General features: G+C 71.6%; 15 protein-coding genes. 7 read left to right on the plus strand and 8 right to left on the minus strand.

All coding sequences use genetic code 11. The features are described 5' to 3' along the window. Positions 1-40: 40 nt before the first annotated feature. The 3 genes from ACH4DZ_RS33805 to ACH4DZ_RS33815 form a co-directional block, all read right to left on the minus strand. The gene (locus ACH4DZ_RS33805; RefSeq protein ID WP_398291592.1) at positions 41-1,786 is read right to left on the minus strand and encodes an LCP family protein; all 1,746 of its coding nucleotides are present in this window, start codon (positions 1,784-1,786) and stop codon (positions 41-43) included. A gap of 260 nt (positions 1,787-2,046) precedes the next feature. Next, entirely contained in the window at positions 2,047-3,339 is a 1,293-nt protein-coding gene (locus ACH4DZ_RS33810) for an LCP family protein (RefSeq protein WP_398291684.1), read from the minus strand. Between the two features lie 310 nt (positions 3,340-3,649). Beyond that, on the minus strand, positions 3,650-4,405 hold the full coding sequence (locus ACH4DZ_RS33815) for a TIGR03089 family protein (RefSeq protein ID WP_398291594.1): 756 nt from the start codon (positions 4,403-4,405) through the stop codon (positions 3,650-3,652). A 110-nt stretch (positions 4,406-4,515) separates the two neighbouring features. Here ACH4DZ_RS33815 and ACH4DZ_RS33820 point away from each other — a divergent pair, with 110 nt between their 5' ends. Together ACH4DZ_RS33820 and ACH4DZ_RS33825 are read left to right on the plus strand one after the other, a co-directional pair. Next, positions 4,516-6,042, plus strand: coding sequence for a peptidoglycan recognition protein (locus ACH4DZ_RS33820; protein ID WP_398291596.1), 1,527 nt, complete (start codon positions 4,516-4,518; stop codon positions 6,040-6,042). Between the two features lie 165 nt (positions 6,043-6,207). Next, complete coding sequence (locus tag ACH4DZ_RS33825; RefSeq protein ID WP_398291598.1) at positions 6,208-7,290, plus strand: sugar phosphate nucleotidyltransferase; 1,083 nt, start codon at positions 6,208-6,210, stop codon at positions 7,288-7,290. A 70-nt stretch (positions 7,291-7,360) separates the two neighbouring features. On the opposite strand, the gene ACH4DZ_RS33830 is transcribed toward ACH4DZ_RS33825, so the two are convergent. From ACH4DZ_RS33830 to ACH4DZ_RS33845, 4 genes are all read right to left on the minus strand, one after another. After that, positions 7,361-8,362, minus strand: coding sequence for a DNA-3-methyladenine glycosylase family protein (locus ACH4DZ_RS33830; RefSeq protein WP_398291600.1), 1,002 nt, complete (start codon positions 8,360-8,362; stop codon positions 7,361-7,363). 115 nt (positions 8,363-8,477) lie between these two features. Then, complete coding sequence (locus tag ACH4DZ_RS33835; protein WP_398291602.1) at positions 8,478-9,896, minus strand: coenzyme F420-0:L-glutamate ligase; 1,419 nt, start codon at positions 9,894-9,896, stop codon at positions 8,478-8,480. Then, positions 9,893-10,852: a 2-phospho-L-lactate transferase gene (cofD, locus tag ACH4DZ_RS33840; RefSeq protein WP_398291604.1), complete on the minus strand. Its 960-nt coding sequence runs from the start codon at positions 10,850-10,852 to the stop codon at positions 9,893-9,895. The genes ACH4DZ_RS33835 and cofD overlap by 4 nt, the downstream gene beginning before the upstream one ends. A gap of 42 nt (positions 10,853-10,894) precedes the next feature. Beyond that, positions 10,895-11,419, minus strand: coding sequence for a cysteine dioxygenase (locus ACH4DZ_RS33845; protein WP_398291606.1), 525 nt, complete (start codon positions 11,417-11,419; stop codon positions 10,895-10,897). 750 nt (positions 11,420-12,169) lie between these two features. On the opposite strand from ACH4DZ_RS33845, the gene ACH4DZ_RS33850 reads away from it, so the two are divergent. The 3 genes from ACH4DZ_RS33850 (at position 12,170) to ACH4DZ_RS33860 (ending at position 18,014) form a co-directional block, all read left to right on the plus strand. Next, positions 12,170-12,433, plus strand: a complete 264-nt coding sequence (locus tag ACH4DZ_RS33850; RefSeq protein ID WP_107022476.1) for a WhiB family transcriptional regulator — start codon at positions 12,170-12,172, stop codon at positions 12,431-12,433. Between the two features lie 257 nt (positions 12,434-12,690). After that, on the plus strand, positions 12,691-16,479 hold the full coding sequence (locus tag ACH4DZ_RS33855; protein ID WP_398291608.1) for a glycosyltransferase: 3,789 nt from the start codon (positions 12,691-12,693) through the stop codon (positions 16,477-16,479). Further along, positions 16,476-18,014 carry a DUF5719 family protein gene (locus ACH4DZ_RS33860; protein WP_398291610.1) on the plus strand — a complete coding sequence of 513 codons (1,539 nt, stop codon included), beginning with the start codon at positions 16,476-16,478 and terminating at the stop codon, positions 18,012-18,014. The genes ACH4DZ_RS33855 and ACH4DZ_RS33860 overlap by 4 nt, the downstream gene beginning before the upstream one ends. A 110-nt stretch (positions 18,015-18,124) precedes the next feature. Here the strand turns inward: ACH4DZ_RS33860 and ACH4DZ_RS33865 are convergent, their stop codons facing one another. Continuing rightward, positions 18,125-18,577, minus strand: a complete 453-nt coding sequence (locus ACH4DZ_RS33865) for a metallopeptidase family protein (protein WP_398291686.1) — start codon at positions 18,575-18,577, stop codon at positions 18,125-18,127. Positions 18,578-18,945: 368 nt separating this feature from the next. Here ACH4DZ_RS33865 and ACH4DZ_RS33870 point away from each other — a divergent pair, with 368 nt between their 5' ends. Then, positions 18,946-19,323 carry a DUF3499 domain-containing protein gene (locus tag ACH4DZ_RS33870; RefSeq protein ID WP_398291612.1) on the plus strand — a complete coding sequence of 126 codons (378 nt, stop codon included), beginning with the start codon at positions 18,946-18,948 and terminating at the stop codon, positions 19,321-19,323. Between the two features lie 191 nt (positions 19,324-19,514). Continuing rightward, complete coding sequence (locus ACH4DZ_RS33875; protein ID WP_398291614.1) at positions 19,515-21,131, plus strand: L-lactate permease; 1,617 nt, start codon at positions 19,515-19,517, stop codon at positions 21,129-21,131. Positions 21,132-21,138: the final 7 nt, after the last annotated feature.

A 21,138-nucleotide genomic window follows, 5' to 3' on the forward strand; every position in this document is an offset into this window, starting at 1 on the left:
CCGTCCTACGCCCTGTCAGACGTAGGACGGACCTGTTAGGTCACTTGGCGCACTCGACCTTGTCCGCCGTGGACTTCTCGACGTCCTCCGGCGCCGTCGACGGAGTGGTCAGAGAGACCCCGGCCCCCTTGAAGTCCTCACCGAGGGTCAGCGTGATCGCAGGGAGACCCTGGGAGTTGGTCACGCTCTTGCCCGGCTTCATGGCCGATCCGGACAGGCCCATGAGACCGGCGAGCCTGCGTGCCTGATCGGCCTGGTCGGGAGCGTACTCGACGGTTGTCTTCTTCAGCGCCGCCCCGGCGTTGCCCGCGTTCTCGGACTTCGTGATGCCCTCTTCGAGCTGCAGCCAGTTGAGGGTCTCCTGCGCGGAACCGGCGACCGCGCCGCCGTTGAGGACCCGCACGCGGACATCGGCGGGGTCGGCCTTGCTGCCCTTGAGGCGGGCGGCCTCGGCGGCCTTCTCCTTCTTCTTCTCCTGCTTGACCGCGGTGAGCGAGACGTCGTCCTTGATCAGGGCGAACATCTCCTTGGCCTTGGCCTCCTGGAGGACCACCGTGGCCTTGACCTTCTCGGCGGGGTTGTCGGCCACCGGCACGGTGGTGAAGGACAGGTTCTTGGTGGGGAACTTGCCCAGCTCGGTGCCCAGGTCGCGGAGCTTGGTGATGCTGCTGATCTTCGAGTCGACGGTCAGCGCCTCGGTACCCGCCTCCGCCAGCTTGAGCAGCTTGGTGGGGCTGGTGAGCGTGTCGTTCGACTTCAGCTTGCGCATCAGGGCGCTGAGGAACTGCTGCTGGAGCTCGATCCGGCTGAGGTCGCCGCCGAAGCCCACGGAGTGGCGGGTGCGGACGTAGGCGAGCGCGGTCTCGCCCTGGATGCTGTGCTCGCCCTTGGACAGCTTGAGCTTGGAGTCCGGGTCGTCGATGTCCTTGGCGAGACAGACGTCGACACCGCCGACCGCCGTGGTCAGTGTCTTGACCGCGTTGAAGTCGGCGATCATGAAGTGGTCCATCTTGACGCCGGTGAGCGCGGTGACGGTCCGCATCGTGCAGCTCGGCGTCCGGCCCTCCTGGCCCAGGCTCTCGTTGAAACGCGTGGCCAGCGTGCCCGGGATGACCTTGGTGGAGCCGTCCTCCTGCTCCGTCGGACAGTCCGGGATGTCGGTGATCAGGTCACGCGGGATGCTCATCGCGGTGGCGTTCGTACGGTCCTTGGACACATGCAGCAACACCGTGGTGTCGGCGTGACCGGGGCTGTCCGAGTCGCCGTAGCCGTCGTTCCCGTCGCCGGTGCGTTTGTCCGTGCCCACCACCAGGACGTTGATCGCCCGGTCCTTGCTGAAGCCGCCGGTACCCGCGCCGTCGTCGGAGACGGACGTGATGTTGCCGTTTAGATGCCTCCAGTAGAGGTACCCGGCGGCACTCGTACCGACGAGCAGGAAGGCCATCGTGCCGCCCGTCCAGAGCAGTATCTTCTTGCCCCGCGACTTCTTGGGCCGGCCCTTGCGCCGCCCGGGCGGCGGGCCCTCGGGCGCACGCCGTCTGCGCGGGCCGGGCACCGCGGGTTCCGCCGGTGCCTCCTCCGGTGTCCCCTTCCGCTCCCGGCCCGGAGCGGTGCGCCCGCGCGGTGGCGCGGCGGCGCCCGCCGTTCTGCGGGAACGGGGACCCGGGACCGCCGACTGCGGTGCGGAACTCTGCAGTCGCAGTTCGTAGTCGCCTGTGTTCGGGTTGAGTACCCACTGGTCTGCGGGGTCGATATCGTCCGCCCGCCCACGGCCTTGCGCGTCCACGGTTGCTTGAGTCCTCCGTCGGGGCCACGCGGCGTCTTTTCCCCCTCAGAAAGACGCTCGGTCAGTCGGTCCAACCAGTGCGCGGCTCCCAGGACATACCTCGGGCCGGGTGCACCGGATCGCTCACACTATCCGGCCGGATCGGCGTCGAGCGACGACGGTGACGCATTCCACGTCCCTACAACCGGGCAATCCGCCCAATTCTTTGAACGTACGTTCCCGCTCTTGGTATGCCCTTTACTCGGAGGGCTGTTCGGGCATTAACCGCACACGTCCTCGGCGGCCGTGTTGCCCCGGAAAGTCGGCGCGGGAGTCGGTGCGGGGTCCGGCGTCACCGAGGTCCTGTCGGCCCGCTTTCCGCCCGATTTGCCGTCGTCCGCGCCCGACCCGGATCCGGGAGCCTCCTCCTGGCCCCCACCATCCGGTCGATAGCGCTCGAAGTCGTATGAATAACCCCGCCTGTCCTGGCTGTCGACGGGCTCCGGAGTGCTCCTCTTCGCCCCGGAATCCTCCGGAACCTCCTTCGCGACCTCCAACGGCGCGTCCCTGCGCAGCCGCTCGAAGAGTTTCTCCGCCTCGGGTTCCACGAGCTGGTCGCGATTGGCGTCGAGGGCGTACGACTCCCTCGGCACGGTAAGGAACTGCACCCGTTCGGTGGGGATGTTGCGCATACCGCGCACCAGGTCGTACAGCCCCCGCAGATTCGCCAGTCCGGGGTCGGTCGTGAGGGACGACGTCGCCGCGTCCAGCACGGGATAGAGCTTCGCGGGATTCAGCAGTACGTCATTGCTGCGCACCTTGTTGACGAGCGCGCCCAGGAAACGCTGCTGGCGGTCCATACGGTCGGTGTCGCTGCCGTCGCCGATGGTCTTGCGGGCCCGCACGTAACCGAGGGCCTGCTCGCCGTCGAGCCGCACCTTGCCCGCGGGCAGCCGCAGTTTCGCGGCGGGGTCGTCGATCGGCTCCTTCAGGCACACCTCGACGCCGTCGACCGCCTCGACCATGTCCTTGAACCCGTGGAAGTCCACCACCATGTGATGGTCCACGCGCACGCCGGTCAGCTTCTCGACGGTACGGATCGTGCAGGCCGGACCGCCGCTCTGGAAGGCGTAGTTGAACATCGAGAACACGGGCGCGGCGCGGGCGCCGTCCGGACCCCGGCAGCTCGGTATGTCGACCATGAGGTCGCGGGGGAGCGAGACGGCGGTCGCGCTGCGCCGGTTCGCCGCGAGGTGCAGCAGGATCGTGGTGTCCGAACGCTCGGTGCCGGAGTCCCTGCCGTACTTGCGGTTCCCGTCCCCGGACCGCGAGTCCGACCCGATCAGCAGGATGTTCTGCGCGGCGCGTACCAGTGCGGTGGGCCGCTCCCGCTCGTAACGGGCGAGTTCGGCGGCCGTGTCGTCGTCCGAGGTGATGTTGGCGTTCAGCTTCTCGTACACCGCCCAGCCGGCTCCCGCGGCGCCGACGAGGGTCACGGCGACGCCGATTCCCGTCCACCGCAGCCACCGTCTGCGGCGCCGGGCGACACCGGTTCCGGTGGCGGCGGAGCCCATGCCGGGCCCGACCGCCCCGTCACCACGCGTCCCACCGGTCCGGCTCACCACGCTGACGCCTCCTCCCACTGGCCGTGCCGTGCCCCCTACGACCATGACGCGCTTTGGGGGCGGGGGGCCTCGGGTGGTGGGCCGAACGGGGGATGCGGGCGAGTGAGGGCGTGCCCAAAACTAGGCACCCAGGGGCGCGGGGAACTGCGCGAAGGGGGGCGAGGGGGCGAAGCCCCCATGCGGTGACGATGGGGGTCCCCCCGGTCGAACGAAGCCGAGACTGGGGGCGGGTTAGGGGCGGCGAGGGCGAGGAAACGCCTCAGCGGGCCGTCGACGTGACCCGTTCACTCTCGATGCGCTTCGCGAGCGCGTCCTCCCCGAGCCGGTCGAGGTTCCGGCACAGCACCACGGACCCCCCGGCACCCAGCGGGGCGTACAGCCCGGCGCTCAACCCCTCCCACGTGTCATAGGACAACGCGGACAACAACCGCCCCCCGGGCCCCGTCAGATCGAGCGCCCCCGCGTCCCCCCGGGCCCGCTCGACCACCTCCGCCCCCGAAAGCTCCGCCCCGGCGACGACCAGCGCGGCGGACTCCGGGTCCACCGGCCCGTACGGCCGGAACACGTCCCCCTGCCCGGGCACCTCGACCGCGTAGTCGGCGTATCCCGCCGGCACCTGCGCGAAGCGGCGCCCCAGCGGCGCGAGCGACAGCGCCACCCGCTCCCCGGAGCAGGCGAGCCCGGCCTCGAACTGCCCGGGCCCGGCGACCACATGATCGGCGTCCCCCGCGTCACCCCCGACCTGCGCCACGACACCCACCGAGGAACACGCGAGCAGCCACACCGCCGACTGCCAGTGCGCGGGCAGCAGCAGCGCCACCCGCTCGCCGGGCTCGGCGCCCAGTTCGCCCTGGAGCAGATTGGCGGTCTTGGCCACCCAATTGGCGAAGGTGGCCACGGACAGTTCGACACGTTCGCCCGTGGCGTCGTCGTAGAAGGTCACCAGGGGGCGCGCGGGATCCGCGGCGAGCGCGGATCGCAGCAGGTCGGCAGGGGTGCGGTCGATGGCGGTCACGGGACGCAAGCGTACGCGGGCGACCGCCCGGGCGGGGGAGTCAGGGGCACCGGTTCGGCGGAGTACGACCGACGGTCCGTCACATCCCGGATGGACAGATAAGTCTGACTATGTCCAGGATCAGGGGCATGCGCGGACATCTAGCTTCCTCGATCGCCGTCACCTGTGCGGCCGCCCTGGCCCTCCCGCTGACCCTGTCCTCGGATGCCGCGGCCACGCCCTCGGCGGCCGAGAGACGGACCACCGGCAATTCGACCCCGGGCGGCACGACCCCCGGCAGCACCCAGTCCCTCCCGCTCACCCCTCTCACTCCCAGCACCCCGCCCTCCTCCTCGCCCTCCTCCTCGCCCTCGTCCCCGTCCCCGGGAGACCGCACCGTGCCGCCGCCGGCGCTCGCCCCGGCCCAGGGACTGGCCCGCCGGGACGTCCGGCACTTCTCCCTCGTGGGCGTCGTATGGGACGACCCGGACAGCGAACTCCACGGCCGGGTCCAGGTCCGTACCCGCGCGACCGGCACCCTGAAGTGGTCCGCCTGGCAGGACGTGGACACCCACAACCACGAGCACGCGGCCGACCCGGACACCGCGGAGCGCGCCTCCGGCCGGGTACGGGGCGCCACGGCACCCCTGTGGGTGGGCGACTCGGACGGTGTGGAGGTCAGGGTCCAGGGCGAGGCCGACGGCCGGGCGGGCGCCGACGGAAGAGCCCTCACCGCCGAGCCCCTCCCCAAGGGCCTGCACGTCGAACTGGTCGACCCCGGCGCGGAACCCCCGCCCCAGGGCCCCGAACTGAACGCCCCGCCCCCCGGCGTCCTGACCGCCGAGTCCGCGGCGGCGGCCTCCGCCGTCAACGCCGAGCTCGCGCCCATCGGTGCCACCGAGATCCCGGCCCTGAGCCGGAAGGAGACCCGGGCCGACCTGCTGGCGACCCGTGGCGAGGAGACGGACGCGACGGTTACGACGGGTACTGCCACTGGTGCCGGGGGTACGGCGGACACCGTCGCCGCGAACGCGAACCAGCGTGCGAAGCCGTACATCGGCGCCCGTCCGCGCATCGTCACCCGCCGGGGCTGGGGCGCCGACGAGGGGCTGCGGGAGTCGAACTTCAGCTACACGAAGACCGTGAAGGCCGTCTTCGTCCACCACAGCGCCTCGGGCAACAACTACCGCTGTGCGCAAGCGCCTTCAGTCATCCGCAGTATCTACCGCTACCACGTGAAGAGCAGTGGCTGGCGCGACATCGGCTACAACTTCCTCGTCGACAAGTGCGGAAACATCTACGAGGGCAGGGCCGGTGGCGTGGCCAAGCCGGTGATGGGCGCACACACGCTCGGTTTCAACAGCAAGAGCATGGGGATCGCCGTCCTCGGAAGTTTCGGCACCGCGAACCCGCCCGCCGCCTCGGTCAAGGCCGTCGCGAAGCTCACGGCATGGAAGCTCGGCCTCTACGGGGCGAACCCGCGCGGCAAGACCTATCTCAAGTCGGGAGGCGGAAATCTGTACCGAAAAGGAAAGAACGTACGACTCAATGTAATCTCCGGTCACCGGGACGGATTCGCCACCGCATGCCCGGGCGGGCGGCTCTACGCGAAGCTCGGCAAAGCCCGTGCCACTTCGGCCCGCTACCAGGGGCGATGACGTCCGGCCGGTGGGAACGGTGAGGCCCGGCAAGCCCGGTCGCCCGAACCCGGCGGCTCCCCACGGCCACCTTCCAGAGGTGCCCCACAGCCATCGCGACGGTCTGCATACACTGGCCGGTCGAATGACCGTTCGACCGGCCCCAGCAGGAAGCAGAGACGACAGGTGACAGAAGCGATCCTCCTGGTCGGCGGCAAGGGCACACGGCTGCGCCCCCTCACGGTGCACACGCCGAAACCGATGGTTCCGGCGGCGGGCGTACCGTTCCTCACGCACCAGCTGGCACGGGCGAGAGCGGCGGGGGTCGAGCACATAGTGCTCGCCACGTCCTACCTGGCCGAGGTCTTCGAGCCCTACTTCGGCGACGGCTCGTCGCTGGGACTCCACATCGAGTACGTCACCGAGGACGAACCCCTCGACACCGGCGGCGCGATCCGGAACGTGGCCTCCCATCTGCGATCCGCCCCCGACGACCCCGTACTGATCTTCAACGGGGACATCCTGACCGGCCTGGACATCCCGGCCCTGGTCGACACCCACCGGTCCTCGGGCGCGGACGTCTCGCTGCACCTGACACGGGTGACGGACCCGCGGGCGTACGGGCTGGTCCCGACCGACGCCTCGGGCCGCGTACAGGCGTTCCTCGAAAAACCCCAGACCCCCGAGGAGATCGTCACCGACCAGATCAACGCGGGCGCGTACGTCTTCCGCCGGTCGGTCATCGACTCGATCCCCGTCGGCCGTCCCGTATCGGTCGAACGGGAGACCTTCCCGGACCTGCTGGCCGCCGGGGCCCACCTCCAGGGCATGGTCGACTCCACGTACTGGCTGGACCTGGGCACTCCCCAGGCCTTCGTCCGCGGCTCCGCCGACCTGGTCCTCGGCAGGGCGCCGTCCCCGGCCGTCCCGGGCCGCTGCGGGGACCGCCTGGTCCTGCCGGAGGCCACCGTCGCGCCGGGCGCCAAACTCACCGGTGGCACGGTCGTCGGCAGCGGCGCGACCGTGGGCGAGGGGGCGCGCGTCTCCGGCAGCGCGATCCTGGCGGACGCCGTGGTCGAACCGGGCGCGGTCGTCACGGACTCCCTGATCGGCGCCCGCGCCCGGGTGGGCGCCCGCTCGGTCCTCACAGGCGTGGTCGTCGGCGACGGAGCGACGGTGGGCCCGGACAACGAACTCCGATCCGGCGTACGCGTCTGGTGCGACGCCCGCATCCCGGGGGCGTCCCTCCGCTTCTCGTCGGACCAGTAGCGGATCGCCTTCGGCCCCGCCCCTCAGGGGCGCGGGGAACTGCGCACCGAGGGGCGGGGGCGGGAGAACCTCACAGCAACCCGATGTCCCCGCGGGGCATCTTCGGATGCCGCCGAGCCGGCGTACGCCCGCTCAACAGGATCAGCCGGGCAGCCCGATGCCGCTGCCCCGCGTAAGGCTCCAGCAACTCCAGCATCACGGAGTCGTCCGCATCCCGGTCCCCGGCCAACGCATATCCCACGATCCCCGGCAGATGAAGGTCACCGACCGTCACCGCGTCCGCCGCCCCATGGCTCCGCTGCACCACCTCCGCCGAGGTCCACGGCCCCACCCCGGCCACCACCTCAAGCCGCTCCTGAGCCGCGACCGGAGCGAACGCCACAGCCTCCTCCATCCGCCGAGCCACCCGCACGGCCCGCAGAATCGTCGACGCCCGCTTGTTGTCGACGCCGGCCCGATGCCACTCCCACGAGGGAATCAGCGACCAGACCCGCGGCTCGGGCATGACGAACATGCGCCCTTCCACGGGCCCGGGCGCGGGCACGCCGTACTTCCGCACGAGCAGCCGCCACGCCCGGTACGCCTCGTCGGTGGTGACCTTCTGCTCCAGGACCGACGGAATCAGCGACTCCAGGACCAGCCCGGTACGCGTCAGCCGCAGCCCGGGCCGCCGATGCCGGGTCATCGCGACCAGCCGGTGCCGGGGCTCGAAGGCGTCGGGATCGTCGGCTTCCCCGAGCAGCTGGGGAAGCCGGTCGAGCAGCCACTCGGCCCCGGGCCCCCACGCCTGTCCCCGCACCACACCCGCGCGGGCGGACACCCGCAGGGTCCCGGGCCCGACAGGGGTGAGGCTGGCCCGCCACACGGATCCGTCCGGCGTCGCGCGGAAGGTGGGATCGGCGGGCCCCCGCCGCAACGGCCCGAGCACGAGCCCCAGATCGAGCGGCCACGGCGGCACCCATTCCCGCGTCCGCCCTGTTTCCTCGGCCGCAGCCGACCGGGGCGCAGGCACGACGACATGCCCGCCGCGCACGGTCGTACGCGTGGGCCGCTGTTCGAAGCGTCCGGCCACGGATGAGTTCCTTCGGTAGGAAGCCGCTCAGCTGCTTGTGCTGCATGGGCTGCTCGGGCTGATGCACACACAGGGCTGGGCGGCAGCCACCAGTCACCGATCACCAGCCATCAGGTCATCGCACCTCGATGAAGGCCCCCGCATCCCGTGCGGCCCGGGCCTTCGGCTCCTCCGCCGCGTGCCCGACGGCGACGGCCCCCATGGGATCCCAGTTCTCCGGCAGCGCGAGCACGTCCCGGACGACGTCCCGGCAGAACATCGTGGACGACACCCACGCGGAACCGAGCCGCTCCCCGGCGAGCGCGACCAGGAAGTTCTGTACCCCGGCGCCGGTGGCGACCACGAACATCTCCCGCTCGGCCCCGTCGCGCCGGGCGTCGCCGTACGTGTGGGACCCGTCCATGACGAGACACGGCACGACGAGATACGGAGCCCGGCGCAGCACGTCCCCGCGGCGCACCCGCTTGGCGATGGACTCCGCGCTCTTCCCGTCCCGCTCCAGATCGGCGATCCAGGCATCGCGCATGGCGTCCAGCAGCCGCGTACGCGCCCCGGCCGTCTCCAGGAGGACGAATCGCCACGGTGTCGTGTGGTGCGGGGCAGGCGCGGTCACCGCCGCGGCCACCGCACGCCGTACGGCACCGGGGTCGACGGGCTCGTCGGTGAAGGCCCGTACGGTACGCCGCTGGGTGACGGCCTCCCGTACGGCCTCGGAGGTGCCGAGCCGGAACATGTCGTCGCGCGCGCCCCGGACCATGCCCCGTGTCCCTTCCTCCGCGCCGCCGTCCGTGCCGACCACGTGGGACAGCCCGCGCACGACGGCGACGGGCAGCCCGGCGGCCTTGCCCTTGACCAGGTCACCGGCGGCGGCCAGCTCGTCGGCGGTGGCGACGACGGTGGCGCCCAGCGGATTCCCGTGCGCGTCCGTGCCGCCCCGCAGATCGTCGAGCACCCGCACTCCGGCGGCCCCGATCGCGACATCGGTGAGCCCGGTCCGCCAGGGCCGGCCGAAGGTGTCCGTGACGAGGACGCCGACCTCGACACCGAGCGCGTCCCGCAGGCCGTCCCGGATCGTGCGGGCGGAGGCGTCGGGGTCCTCGGGCAGCAGCAGTACGGTCCCGGCGGGTGTGTTGGAGGCGTCGACCCCGGCGGCGGCCATCACGAGCCCCTGCCGGTTCTCCACGATCCGCAGCGGACCGCGCCGGGCCACGACCCGTACGGTCTCGGCGTCGATGGCGGCCTCGCGGTCCATGGCCTCGACGACGCGGCCCTCGGCCTTGGACACGATCTTGGACGTGACCAGCAGCACGTCCCCGTCCACGAGCCCCGGCCCGGCGCCTGCACCGGCACCGGCACCGGTGCCTGCACCGGCACTGGCGATCAGCTTGGCGAGGTCGTCCCCCGGCCGTACCTCGGGCAGCCCAGGCAGCGCCCAGACGCGATAGCCGGGCGCATCGGGGTTGCCGCCGTTCTCGCTGCCGCTCTCATTCTCATTCTCATTCTCATTCTCATTCTCGTTGTCGCTGTCGCTCAAGCGCCCCGCACCTCCTCGGCCAGCGTCAGTGCCTCGCGGGCCATCTCGGCCGTCGCGTCGAGGTCGGTCATCATCAGCGGGACGGCCCGGCACCGGATGCCCGCCTCCGTGACCCGCTCGACGACCGCGGCGTCCACCGTGTCGACCAGCCAGCCGTCGAGGAGCCCGGAGCCGTAGTGCTCGGCGACCGCCGCCGCGGTGGACTCGACGCCGACGGCCGCGAGCACCTTGTCGGCCATGCCGCGCACGGGCGCGTCCCCGACGATGGGGGAGAGGCCGACCACCGGCACCCCGGCCTCGGCGATCGCCTCCCGGATGCCCGGCACGGCGAGGATCGTGCCGATGGACACGACGGGGTTGGACGGCGGGAAGAGGATCACGTCCGCGGAGGCGATGGCCTCCAGCACCCCGGGGGCCGGCTTGGCCTGGTCGGCTCCCACGGGCACCACCGCGTGCGCCTCCACGGAGGCCCGCAGCCGCACCCAGTACTCCTGGAAGTGGACGGCCTTGCGCTCGCCGTCGATCTCGACGGCCACATGCGTCTCGACGCGGTCGTCGGACATGGGGATCAGCCGGACACCCGGCTTCCACCGGTCGCACAGCGCCTCGGTGACGGCGCTGAGCGGATATCCGGCGCTCAGCATCTGCGTGCGCACGATGTGCGTCGCGAAGTCCCGGTCGCCCAGTCCGAACCAGGAGGGACCGGCCCCGTAGGCCGCCAGCTCCTCCTTGAGGTGGAACGTCTCCTCGGCCCGCCCCCAGCCCTGTTCCTCGTTGATACCGCCGCCGAGCGTGTACATCACCGTGTCGAGGTCCGGGCAGACCTTCAGCCCGAAGAGGTGGATGTCGTCCCCGGTGTTGCCGATGACGGTGATGTCCGCGTCCGGCGCGGTCTGCTGGAGACCACGCAGGAACCGGGCACCGCCGATGCCGCCTGCCAGAACCACAATGCGCATGGCATGCAGTCTTGCAGGCGGCTACGACAACGTGTCAGCCGGTTACGAGACCTCGGCCATCGAGCACCGGGCGTTGGGCGTCCCCGCGGTCGAACGGAGGTACGACTCGGGGAGCATCGGCATCTCCGTCAGGCCGGGGTGGTAGACGTGCAGGCTTATGGCCGGTTCGAGCGAGTCGTTGACCACCTCGTGCGCGTAGCCGGGCGCGAACACCCGCTGCGTTCCCGCGGCCAGCGCGCGCGTGCCTCGTTCGGTGCGCTCGGTCAGCGTCCCCTCCAGGACGGTCAGCACACCGGAGGACGGGCCGTGGTCGTGCAGCCCGCTGCCCTGCCCGGGGACCCAGGACAGCAGCCACACCTCGTAGCCGGGGCCGGTGCGCAGCCGGTGGTACCAGCGGGAGGCGGCGTCGTAGCGGACGAGGTGTTCCCACTGGGAGCGGTCGGCGGCGAGGGAGCGGGCGAGGCCGACGAACTCGGCCACGGTGGCCGGGTGTTCGCGCGGCGGCTGGAGGAGGTGCGGTACTTCGAGGATGTCGCCGGCGATCTGGAGGTCGCTGTCGCTGTTCATGGAGTGCGGTGGTTTCCTCGGCGGAAGAGAGTGCTGGAGGTCTGGGATGTCACGTACCGGCCGCCCGGATCGCGGGCGTGAGGTGTGCCCCGGTGAGGGCGGGCCCTGGTACGGGCGGGAGGGACCAGCGGCCGGTCTCAGTGGACTCGGCGGCAGCGGGAGCGCGGTGTGCTCAACAGCTGCGACAGCAACAGCTACAGCGAGCGTGGACAGCACCGAGGGACCCGGCGATGCGGGTCGAGGTGAATGTCGAGTTCGCGAGCATGCCCACCAGCACACCGGTTCACACCCGGACTGTCAACTTGACGTCCGATATGTGGGAGATCTTTCACCTCATCCGGGCGATCTCGGAGGTGAAAGGTTTGTGCAGGAGGTTGCCGGGACACATGGCGCACAACCGGGCGCACGAAACTCGGCGCGACCCCGTGATCCCTGTGTGATCCCAGTGATCCTCAGTGTGATCCGGTTCGCTTCGTCGATCGTGTCGGAACGAGATCGAACTCCTGGGCGTCTTCCTCTGTACAAGTCCTGTGCGGAGTCGGTGTCCCGCTGGCTCTCTTTCGGCTGTCAGGGTTTATGCCGATTTGAACACTTTCCGCATAGCCTTGGTTCCGCAGAGTGAATAAGGGGCCCAATAGCAGATCTCGGCTTGACTGGGCCGGAGCAGCGCAATTGTAATTTCACTCGTGTCGTTCAGCCGAAATCGGTAGCGGCAGTATCACGGGGACGCGAGACGGACGAGGGGCGCACATGACCGAGCTGTTTCAGGAACTGCTGGTCGACGAGGCCGAAGAGGAGATCGGCTGGCAGGAGCGGGCGCTCTGCGCGCAGACCGACCCCGAGTCCTTTTTCCCCGAGAAGGGCGGCTCCACCCGCGAGGCGAAGAAGGTCTGCCTCGCCTGTGAGGTCCGCTCGGAATGCCTTGAATACGCCCTCGCCAACGACGAGCGCTTCGGTATCTGGGGCGGTCTGTCCGAGCGTGAGCGGCGCCGCCTGAAGAAGGCCGCCGTCTGATCGTGGCTCGACAGAGACCAGAAGTGACCTGATCGCATCCGGTCGCACTTCGGTCACACTCTGATCGGGTTCCGATCGAACGGCGCACACCCCTACGTAGTGATACGTAACGCACGGCCCGTCGCGGGTGGGTTGTCCACAGGCGGCGGGCCGCGCCGTTGTGCAGCCGTTAGTGTGGGCCTCCGTCCGAGACGCCCCGTGATCCCCCGTGGGCACAGGCGTCCACCGCAGTCCAGCGAACCGGGGCCCGTACCTCGATGTCCGTGCACAGCCATTCGGCAGGTCAGTACGACACTGCCCCCGCAGCGTTCGACCCGGCCGGCCCGATGGTGTCCGACCCCGGTCGCCCGCCGGAGTTCCCGAGGCACGTGGTCACCGCCGTGCTCGTCTCGCACGACGGTGCCCGCTGGCTGCCCGACGCCCTGTCCGGGCTGCTCGGCCAGGAGCGCCCCGTGCAGAACGCCGTGGCGGCCGACACCGGCAGCGCGGACGCCTCCGCGCAGCTGGTCACCGACGCCCTCGGCGCCGACCGGGTGCTCCACCTCGCCCGGCGCACGGGCTTCGGCCAGGCCGTCGAGGAGGCCGTCCGCATCGCGGGCGTGCTGACCCCGGACGACCTTCCGTACCTGAAGCGCCCCAGCGGCTGGGACCCCGTCACCCGCACCTGGCGCGACGACACGTACGACCTGCCGGAGCTGCCGCACGGCGAGCCCGTGCAGTGGCTGTGGCTCCTGCACGACGACTGCGCCCCGGAGCCCGACGCCCTGGCCCAGCTGCTGCGCGTCGTGGAGAACGAGCAGGAGCTCGGCAAGGACGTCGCCGTCATCGGCCCCAAGCTCCGCGGTTGGTACGACCGCAGACAACTCCTCGAAGTCGGCGTGACCATCGCCCACAGCGGCCGCCGCTGGACCGGCCTCGACCGGCGCGAGCAGGACCAGGGCCAGCACGACCACGTGACTCCCGTGCTGGCCGTCTCCACCGCCGGCATGCTGATCCGCCGCGAGATCTACGAAGAGCTGGGCGGCTTCGACCGCAGGCTGCCCCTGATGCGCGACGACATCGACCTCTGCTGGCGCGCCCAGTCCGCGGGCCACCGCGTCCTGGTCGCCCCCGAGGCGGTCGTACGGCACGCCGAGGCGTCCTCCCGCGAGCGCCGCACCGTCGACTGCGTGGGCCGCACCTCCGCCTCCCCGCACAAGGTCGACAAGGCGGGCGCCACCTACACCCTCCTCGTCAACGCCCGCACCGCGGTCCTGCCCTGGATCCTCGTGCGGCTCGTGCTCGGCACCCTGCTGCGCACGGTCGCGTACCTCGTCGGCAAGGTCCCCGGGCAGGCGGTCGACGAGATCCGCGGGCTCCTGGGCACCCTGCTGCGCCCGGAGCGCATCATCGCGGGCCGGCGCAGGCGCGGCAGCCCGCAGATCGACAAGGACGAACTGCGGGCGCTGTTCCCGCCCCCCGGAGCCACCGTCCGGGCCACCGTCGAACAGGCCGCCGGCAACCTCGTGGGCCGCTCCGACCCCGAGCTGAACGCGGCGGGACGCCACGGCAGCGCGGTCGAGTCCGGACCGGGCGGCGACGACGCCGACTTCCTCCAGGTCGAGCAGTTCGCCCGCCTCAAGCGCGTCGCCCGCAAGCCCGGGCCGATGGTCTTCGTGGTGCTGCTCTTCTTCACCCTCATCGCCTGCCGTGAACTCCTCGGCGGCGGTGCGCTCTCGGGCGGCGCGCTGCTGCCCGCCCCCGGGGACTCCTCCGAACTGTGGTCGCGCTACCTGGACGGCTGGCACCCCGTCGGAGCCGGGGGCACGCAGTCGGCGCCGCCCTACCTCGCGCTCGTCGCCATGCTCGCGAGCGTGCTGTTCGGCTCCGCCGGCCTCGCGGTCACCGTCCTGCTGATCGGCTCGGTACCGCTGGCCGGCTTCGCCGCCTACTTCGTCTCCCGGCCGCTCGTCGAGTCGCGCCTGCTGCGCGCCTGGGCGTCCGTCGCGTACGCCTTCCTGCCCGCCGCCACCGGCGCGCTTGCGGGCGGCCGTCTCGGCACCGCCGTGCTCGCCGTCCTGCTGCCCCTCATCGCGCGCGCGGGCATCGCGGCGAGCGGCCTCGCCTCGGAGTCCGGCCGCGGCAGCTGGCGTGCCACCTGGGCGTACGCGCTCCTGCTGACCCTCGCCACCGCGTTCACGCCGATCGTGTGGCCCATCGCGCTGGTGCTCGGTGTCGCCCTGGCGGTCGTGCGCCGCGGTGACATCGCCGCCTACGGGCTGCGCTTCCTGGTCCAGCTCGGCATCCCGCTGCTGGCCCTGGCCCCCTGGTCGCTCACCCTGCTCCCGTTCGGCTTCTTCCAGGAGGCCGGCATGGAGTACGAGTCGGGGGCGGCCTCCGCGCTCGACCTGCTGGGCGCGAGCCCCGGCGGACCCGGCACGGTCAGCGGGCTGATGCTCATCGGCATCGTGTGCGCCGCCGTGGCCGCCCTGATGCGCGCGGAACGGCAACTGGGCATCTGGGCCGCCTGGACGGCCGCCCTGGTGGCGCTCGTCTTCGCCGCCCTCTCGAACGGCTCCACCTGGGCGGGACCCGCCACCCTCGTCTACGGCCTCGCCTTCCTCGCCGCCGCCGCGCTCGGCGCCGACGGGGCACGCTCGCGCGTGGCCGAGCAGAGCTTCGGCTGGCGTCAGCCGGTCGCCGTCCTCATCGCCTTCGCCTCGGCCGCCGGGCCCCTGCTCATCGCCGCCGGCTGGATGATCCGCGGCGCGGACGGTCCCCTGGAGCGACGCGATCCCGTCCAGGTGCCCGCGTTCGTGGCCGAGGAGAGCGGCACCCGCGACCAGGCCCGCACGCTCGTCCTCGGCAGCGACACGGCGTCCAAGGTCGGCTACACCCTCGTCCGCGGCTCCGGCGCCCGCCTCGGCGACGCCGAACTGGCCGCTGCGGACGGCGAGAACAAGACGCTCGACAAGGTCGTCGCCAACCTCGTGGCGGGCTCCGGCGCCGACCAGGCCGACCAGCTCGGCGGCTTCGCCGTGCGGTACGTCCTGGTGCGCGACGGCGCGCCCCGCGAGGTCGGCCGTGTCCTGGACGCCACACCGGGCCTGAGCCGGCTCAGCCAGCAGGACGGCAGCGCCCTGTGGCGCGTCGACCGGCAGGTCGCGCGCGCGGCCATCGTGCCCGCCTCCGGTGACCCGCAGCCCATCGCGGCCGGCCCCGTCGAACTGCACACCAAGATCTCCGCCGGTGCCGAGGGCCGCGTCCTGCGCCTCGCGGACACCGCCGACGAGGGCTGGACGGCCACCCTCGACGGGCAGCCGCTCACCAGGACCACGGTCGACGGCTGGGCCCAGGGCTTCGAACTGCCCGCCACCGGGGGCCGCCTCGACGTCACCTTCGAGGCGCCGTTCGGTCACACCGGCTGGCTGTGGGCCCAGGGCGCGCTCGCCGTCGTCCTCGTGGTGCTCGCGCTGCCGGGACGCCGCCGCGATGTCGACGACGACCTCCCCGAGGAGGCCGTCGTACCCGTCGAGTCCGCGTCCGGCGAGGGTCGCAGGGCCCGCCGTCTGCGCGCGCAGGCGGAGGCCGAACAGACCGAGGAGGCCGCACAGGCCGGGCAGGCCGGGGAGTCGGAGCGGTCCGCCCCGTTCCCGCCCGACGCCCCGCCCGCTCCGGGGGAGGCGCCCGCGGTCGCCCCCATCCCGCAGCAGCAGTCCTACGACGAGTGGGACGCGACGACGTACGGCGCCGAGTACGGCACCTATGACCAGCAGCAGTACCAGGGCACCCCGCAGTACCCCGCGGGCACGTACGAGCAGCAGCAGTACCAGACGGACCCGTACCAGGCGGACCACTACGACCCGTACGCGGCGTACGGCACGGGGAACGCGGGGTACGACCCGTCGCAGACCTCCTACGAGCAGGGTTACGACCCGTCGTACGACGCGGCGCAGCAACAGCAGCAACAGCAGCAGCAGCAACAACAACAGCAGCAACAGCAACAACAACAGCAGCAACCGCCGCACGGCACCGACAGTGAGCGCCCCGACGGGAGCCAGCAGTGAACCGCACCACCGTGTCCCTGATCGCCGGTGTGGCCGCGCTCGCCGCCGTCACCGGCTTCGCCTCCATGTCCGAGCCGCAGGCCGCCGGGGAGGACACGGCCAAGGCGGCCGCCCAGCTGCCCGTGGAGCGCACCAGCCTGCTCTGTCCGGCTCCGAGCACCTCGGACCTCGCCGAGACCGCGTACACGTCCTTCACACCCGTCACCAAGGGCACCGGTGCGAGCGGCAAGGCCGAGCTGGTGGCCGCAGGCGCGCAGTCGGCCGACGAGGACGGCGACGAGGACGAGAAGCAGGACGGCGAGCAGAACGACAAGAAGGACGGCGACAAGGACGGCAAGAAGGAGAAGCCCGTCCTGGCGCCGAAGGAGCCCGGGAAGCCGGTCACGGCCAAGGCCTCCGGCGCGGAGTCGCCCGCGCTGGTCGGCACGGCCGAGGGCAGGTTCGCACCCGGCTGGGCCGTCCAGCAGACCACCGAGGTCGAGGCGGGCACCGGCCGCGGCCTGCTCGGCACCAGCTGCTCGGCCCCGGACACCGACTTCTGGTTCCCGGGCGCCAGCACCGCCAAGGAGCGCACGGACTACGCGCACCTGACCAACCCCGACGACTCCGCCGCCGTCGCCGACATCGAGCTGTACGGCAAGGACGGCGTCCTGAAGTCGACGGTCGGCGAGGGCATCAAGATCCCGCCGCACTCCAGCGAGTCGGTGCTCCTGTCGACCCTCATCGACGAGCCGGAGACCAACCTGACCGTGCACGTCACGGTCCGCAGCGGCCGGGTGGCCGCCGCCGTCCAGGCTCTCGACGACACGCTCGGCGGCGACTGGCTCGCCCCCTCGGCCGCGCCGGCGGGCAGCGTCGTCCTGCCGGGCATCCCGAAGGACGCCACCTCCGTACGACTGGTCGCGTTCGCGCCCGGTGAGGCCGACGCCGACCTGAAGGTGCGGCTCGCCTCGCCGACCGGCACGATCACCCCCGCCGGGCACGAGACGCTGCACGTGAAGGCCGGTATGACGGCCGCCGTCGACCTCGGCGACGTCACGCGCGGCGAGGCGGGTTCCCTCTTGCTGACGCCGACCGGGAAGTCCACCCCCGTCGTCGCGGCCCTGAGAGTCGTACGCGGCAAGGGCGACAACCAGGAGACGGCGTTCATCCCGGCCACGGGCCCGGTCGGCGCGCGCGCGACGGCCGCCGACAACCGTGCCAAGGGATCCACGCTCTCCCTGGTCGCCCCCGGCCGCGGCGCGAAGGTCAAGGTCACGGCCTCCGCGGGCAGCGACGGCGGAACGGCCGCCTCGAAGACGTACACGGTCAAGGCCGGCACCACGCAGAACGTCGAGCTGTCCGTACCCGCCGGCCTCAAGGGCACCTACGCGCTCACGGTGGAGCCGCTGTCCGGCGGGCCCGTCCACGCGTCGCGCATGCTCGAAGCGGCCGAGGGAGGCGTGCCCATGTTCACCGTGCAGACCCTCCCGGACGACCGGGGGACGGTGAAGGTACCGGACGCCGAGCAGGACCTCTCGGTGCTGCAGAAGTAGGGCGGTACCAGCACTCAGGAGGAGCCCCGGACCTGACCGGGGGTTCGATCCGTCCGGGGCTCGGTCAGGTCCGGGGCTCGGTCAGGTCCGGGGTTCGATCCGTCCGGGTCTCAGTCCTCGCCGTACCGGGGATCGACGGTCTCCGGTGTCAGGCCCAGTACCTCGGCGACCTGTTCCACCACGACCTCGTGCACCAGCGCGGCCCGCTCGTCGCGGCTCTTCGTACGGATCTCGACGGGGCGCCGGTAGACGATGACCCGGGCGGGGTGGCCCTCATGGGCCGGAGTGGTGCCGCCCAGGGGCACGGCCTCGTCGCCCCAGCCCTCGTCACCGGCCGGATCGAACCGGGGTACCTCCAGCACCATGAACTCGATGTCGGAGAGCTGCGGCCACCGCCGCTCCAGCCGCTCCACGGAGTCCTGCACCAGATCCGCGAACACCTCGGAGCGACTGGCCGAGAGGGGCACCTGCGGCGGCGCCACGGGCCCACGCATCCCGCGCCCGTGCCGATCACGACGACGGGGCCTGGGTTCGGCGGGACGGGGCGGTACGGGGTTGTCCATCACTGACGAAGAGTAGTCCCCGCGCCCTGCCGCCGCCCGCACACGGCACGCGTCCCGCCTGCGGCTACGGACCGCCGCTCCGTACGCCCGCAGGGACCCCGCATCCGGCATGTCGCAGGATGCGCATTCCGGCCAAGGTCGGGCTGGTTTCCGTATCCTCCAGGACCGCATGAATAGCGAAAATTGACAGCCTTTGTGCCGGATCGTGACCACTCCCGGGTCGGCCCGTCACCTCGTCAACACCCGTACCAGCAGGCCGAACAGGCCCGTCCGGACCCCCTTGTGTCAGGCGTCACAGCACGACACGGTGGAGTGACCCGAGGGAGAGTCGTCGCGGCCCGCTCAAGAGTGCGGTACCGTCCAACATCGTGAGCCCTGTACGTCGCTGTTCGCGCACCGCTTGCGGCCGTCCCGCCGTAGCGACGCTGACGTACGTCTACGCCGACTCGACCGCGGTCCTCGGCCCGCTCGCCACCTACGCCGAACCACACTGCTACGACCTGTGCGCCGAGCACTCCGAGCGTCTCACCGCGCCGCGTGGCTGGGAGGTCGTCCGGCTCGCCGGCGGCTCCGCTCCCTCCCGCCCCAGCGGTGACGACCTGGAAGCGCTTGCCAACGCGGTCCGCGAGGCGGCCCGCCCGCAGGAGCGGCCCACCCGCGCGGGAGGCACCACCACCCGCGGTGCCGACCCGATGGAGGTCGCCCGCCGCGGCCATCTGCGGGTCCTGCGCTCACCGGACTCCTGAACCCTCCCTCTTGGCAGGGGACTTCATCCCGTGAGTCCTCCGTGCCCTCTGTATCCCCTGTGTCCCGTGTGCATTCGGTGCGCGTTTCGCTCAGTGGTGCATGACCATTGACGTGCGCTTGTCGCGGACACGACCATTTTCCCCGGCCCATGAGAAATTGATTTCCGCCTGGTGGAATCGGGGGAGGCTCCGTGTACGTCCAGGAACTTGAGCCCTTGGCCGACTCGCTCGGCCTGTCCGCGCTCGTCGCGACCCTGCCCCTCGTCCTCGTCCTCGTCCTGCTCGGCGGGGTCCGCATGAAGGCGCACCTGGCCGGCCTCATCGGTCTCGCGGCCGCGGCCCTGGTCGCCACGCTCGCGTACGGCATGCCGGTGGGCCAGACCCTCTCCAGCGCCGCCCAGGGAGCGGTGTTCGGCCTCTTCCCCATCCTGTGGATCGTCGTCAACGCCCTCTGGGTCTACCGGATGACCGTCCGTACCCGGCACTTCGACATCCTGCGGCGCTCCTTCGGACGGCTCTCCGACGACCCCCGCATCCAGGCGCTCGTCGTCGCCTTCTGCTTCGGCGCGCTCCTGGAGGCCCTCGCGGGCTTCGGCGCGCCCGTCGCGATCTGCTCGGTGATGCTCGTCGCGCTCGGCTTCGACCCCGTCCGCGCCGCGGTGGTCGCGCTCGTCGCCAACACCGCGCCGGTCGCTTTCGGGGCGATGGGCACACCGGTCGTGACGCTCGCCCAGGTGACCGACCTGCCGCTGGACACCGTCGCCTCCGTGGTGGGCCGCCAGACCCCGCTGCTCGCCCTGGTGGTGCCCCTGGTGCTCGTCTTCCTGGTGGACGGCCGACGCGGCCTGCGCGAGACCTGGGTACCGGCGCTGGCGTGCGGAGTCGCCTTCGCCATCGCCCAGTTCGCCGCCTCCAACTACGTCTCCGCGCAACTCGCCGACATCGGGGCCGCCCTGGCCGGCGCGGGCGCGCTGATGGCGGTGCCGCAGGCGCGCAGGCCCGCCGCCGAACCCGTACGGGCCGCCGTGCTGACGGGCACCCGCAGCGAGGACCTGGACGAGGAGGACCCGCGCCGCGAAGTGCTGCGCGCGTACGCCCCGTACGTACTGATCGTGGTGATCTTCTCCATCGCCCAGATCCCGCCCGTCAAGGACCAGTTGGCGAAGGCGACCCGGATCTTCGACTGGCCCTTCCTGAATGTCGTGAATCCGGACGGCGACCCCGTCGGCGGCAATGTCTTCACCTGGCCGATCGTGTCCACCGGAGGCACGCTGGTGCTGCTCGCCGGCGTGTGCACGGCAGTCGTTCTCGGGGTGCACGCGCGCGTGGCGCTCAAGGAATGGGCGGCCACCGTGCACGAGTTGAGGTTCGCGATCCTCACCGTCACCTCCGTCCTGGCGCTCGCCTACGTCATGAACCTGTCCGGGCAGGCGGCCACGATCGGCCACTTCGTGGCGGCGGCCGGCGCGGGGCTCGCCTTCCTGTCACCCGTCCTCGGCTGGTTCGGAGTGGCCGTCTCCGGTTCGGACACCTCGGCCAACGCGCTCTTCGGCGCCCTCCAGGTGACCGCGGCGAGGGAGTCCGGCCTGTCCCCGGAACTCCTTGCCGCCGCCAACAGCTCGGGCGGTGTCCTGGGCAAGATGATCTCGCCGCAGAACCTCACCATCGCCTGCGCGGCGGTCGGGCTCGCGGGCCGCGAGGGCGACCTGCTGCGCAAGGTGCTGCCGTGGAGCCTCGGACTCCTGCTGGTCATGTGCCTGATCGTCGTCGGGCAGAGCTCACCCGTCCTGGAATGGATGCTTCCGTAGACCCAAC

The organism is Streptomyces sp. NPDC017991 (genome assembly GCF_044328075.1).
In the GTDB taxonomy this organism is placed as follows: domain Bacteria; phylum Actinomycetota; class Actinomycetes; order Streptomycetales; family Streptomycetaceae; genus Streptomyces.

Coding starts and splice junctions, on each gene's coding strand:
- ACH4DZ_RS33810 (WP_398291684.1), bottom strand. CDS start 3,339: ATGGGCTCCGCCGCCACCGGAACCGGTGTCGCCCGGCGCCGCAGACGG.
- ACH4DZ_RS33820 (WP_398291596.1), top strand. CDS start 4,516: ATGTCCAGGATCAGGGGCATGCGCGGACATCTAGCTTCCTCGATCGCC.
- cofD (WP_398291604.1), bottom strand. CDS start 10,852: ATGCGCATTGTGGTTCTGGCAGGCGGCATCGGCGGTGCCCGGTTCCTG.
- ACH4DZ_RS33845 (WP_398291606.1), bottom strand. CDS start 11,419: ATGAACAGCGACAGCGACCTCCAGATCGCCGGCGACATCCTCGAAGTA.
- ACH4DZ_RS33850 (WP_107022476.1), top strand. CDS start 12,170: ATGACCGAGCTGTTTCAGGAACTGCTGGTCGACGAGGCCGAAGAGGAG.
- ACH4DZ_RS33855 (WP_398291608.1), top strand. CDS start 12,691: ATGTCCGTGCACAGCCATTCGGCAGGTCAGTACGACACTGCCCCCGCA.
- ACH4DZ_RS33865 (WP_398291686.1), bottom strand. CDS start 18,577: ATGGACAACCCCGTACCGCCCCGTCCCGCCGAACCCAGGCCCCGTCGT.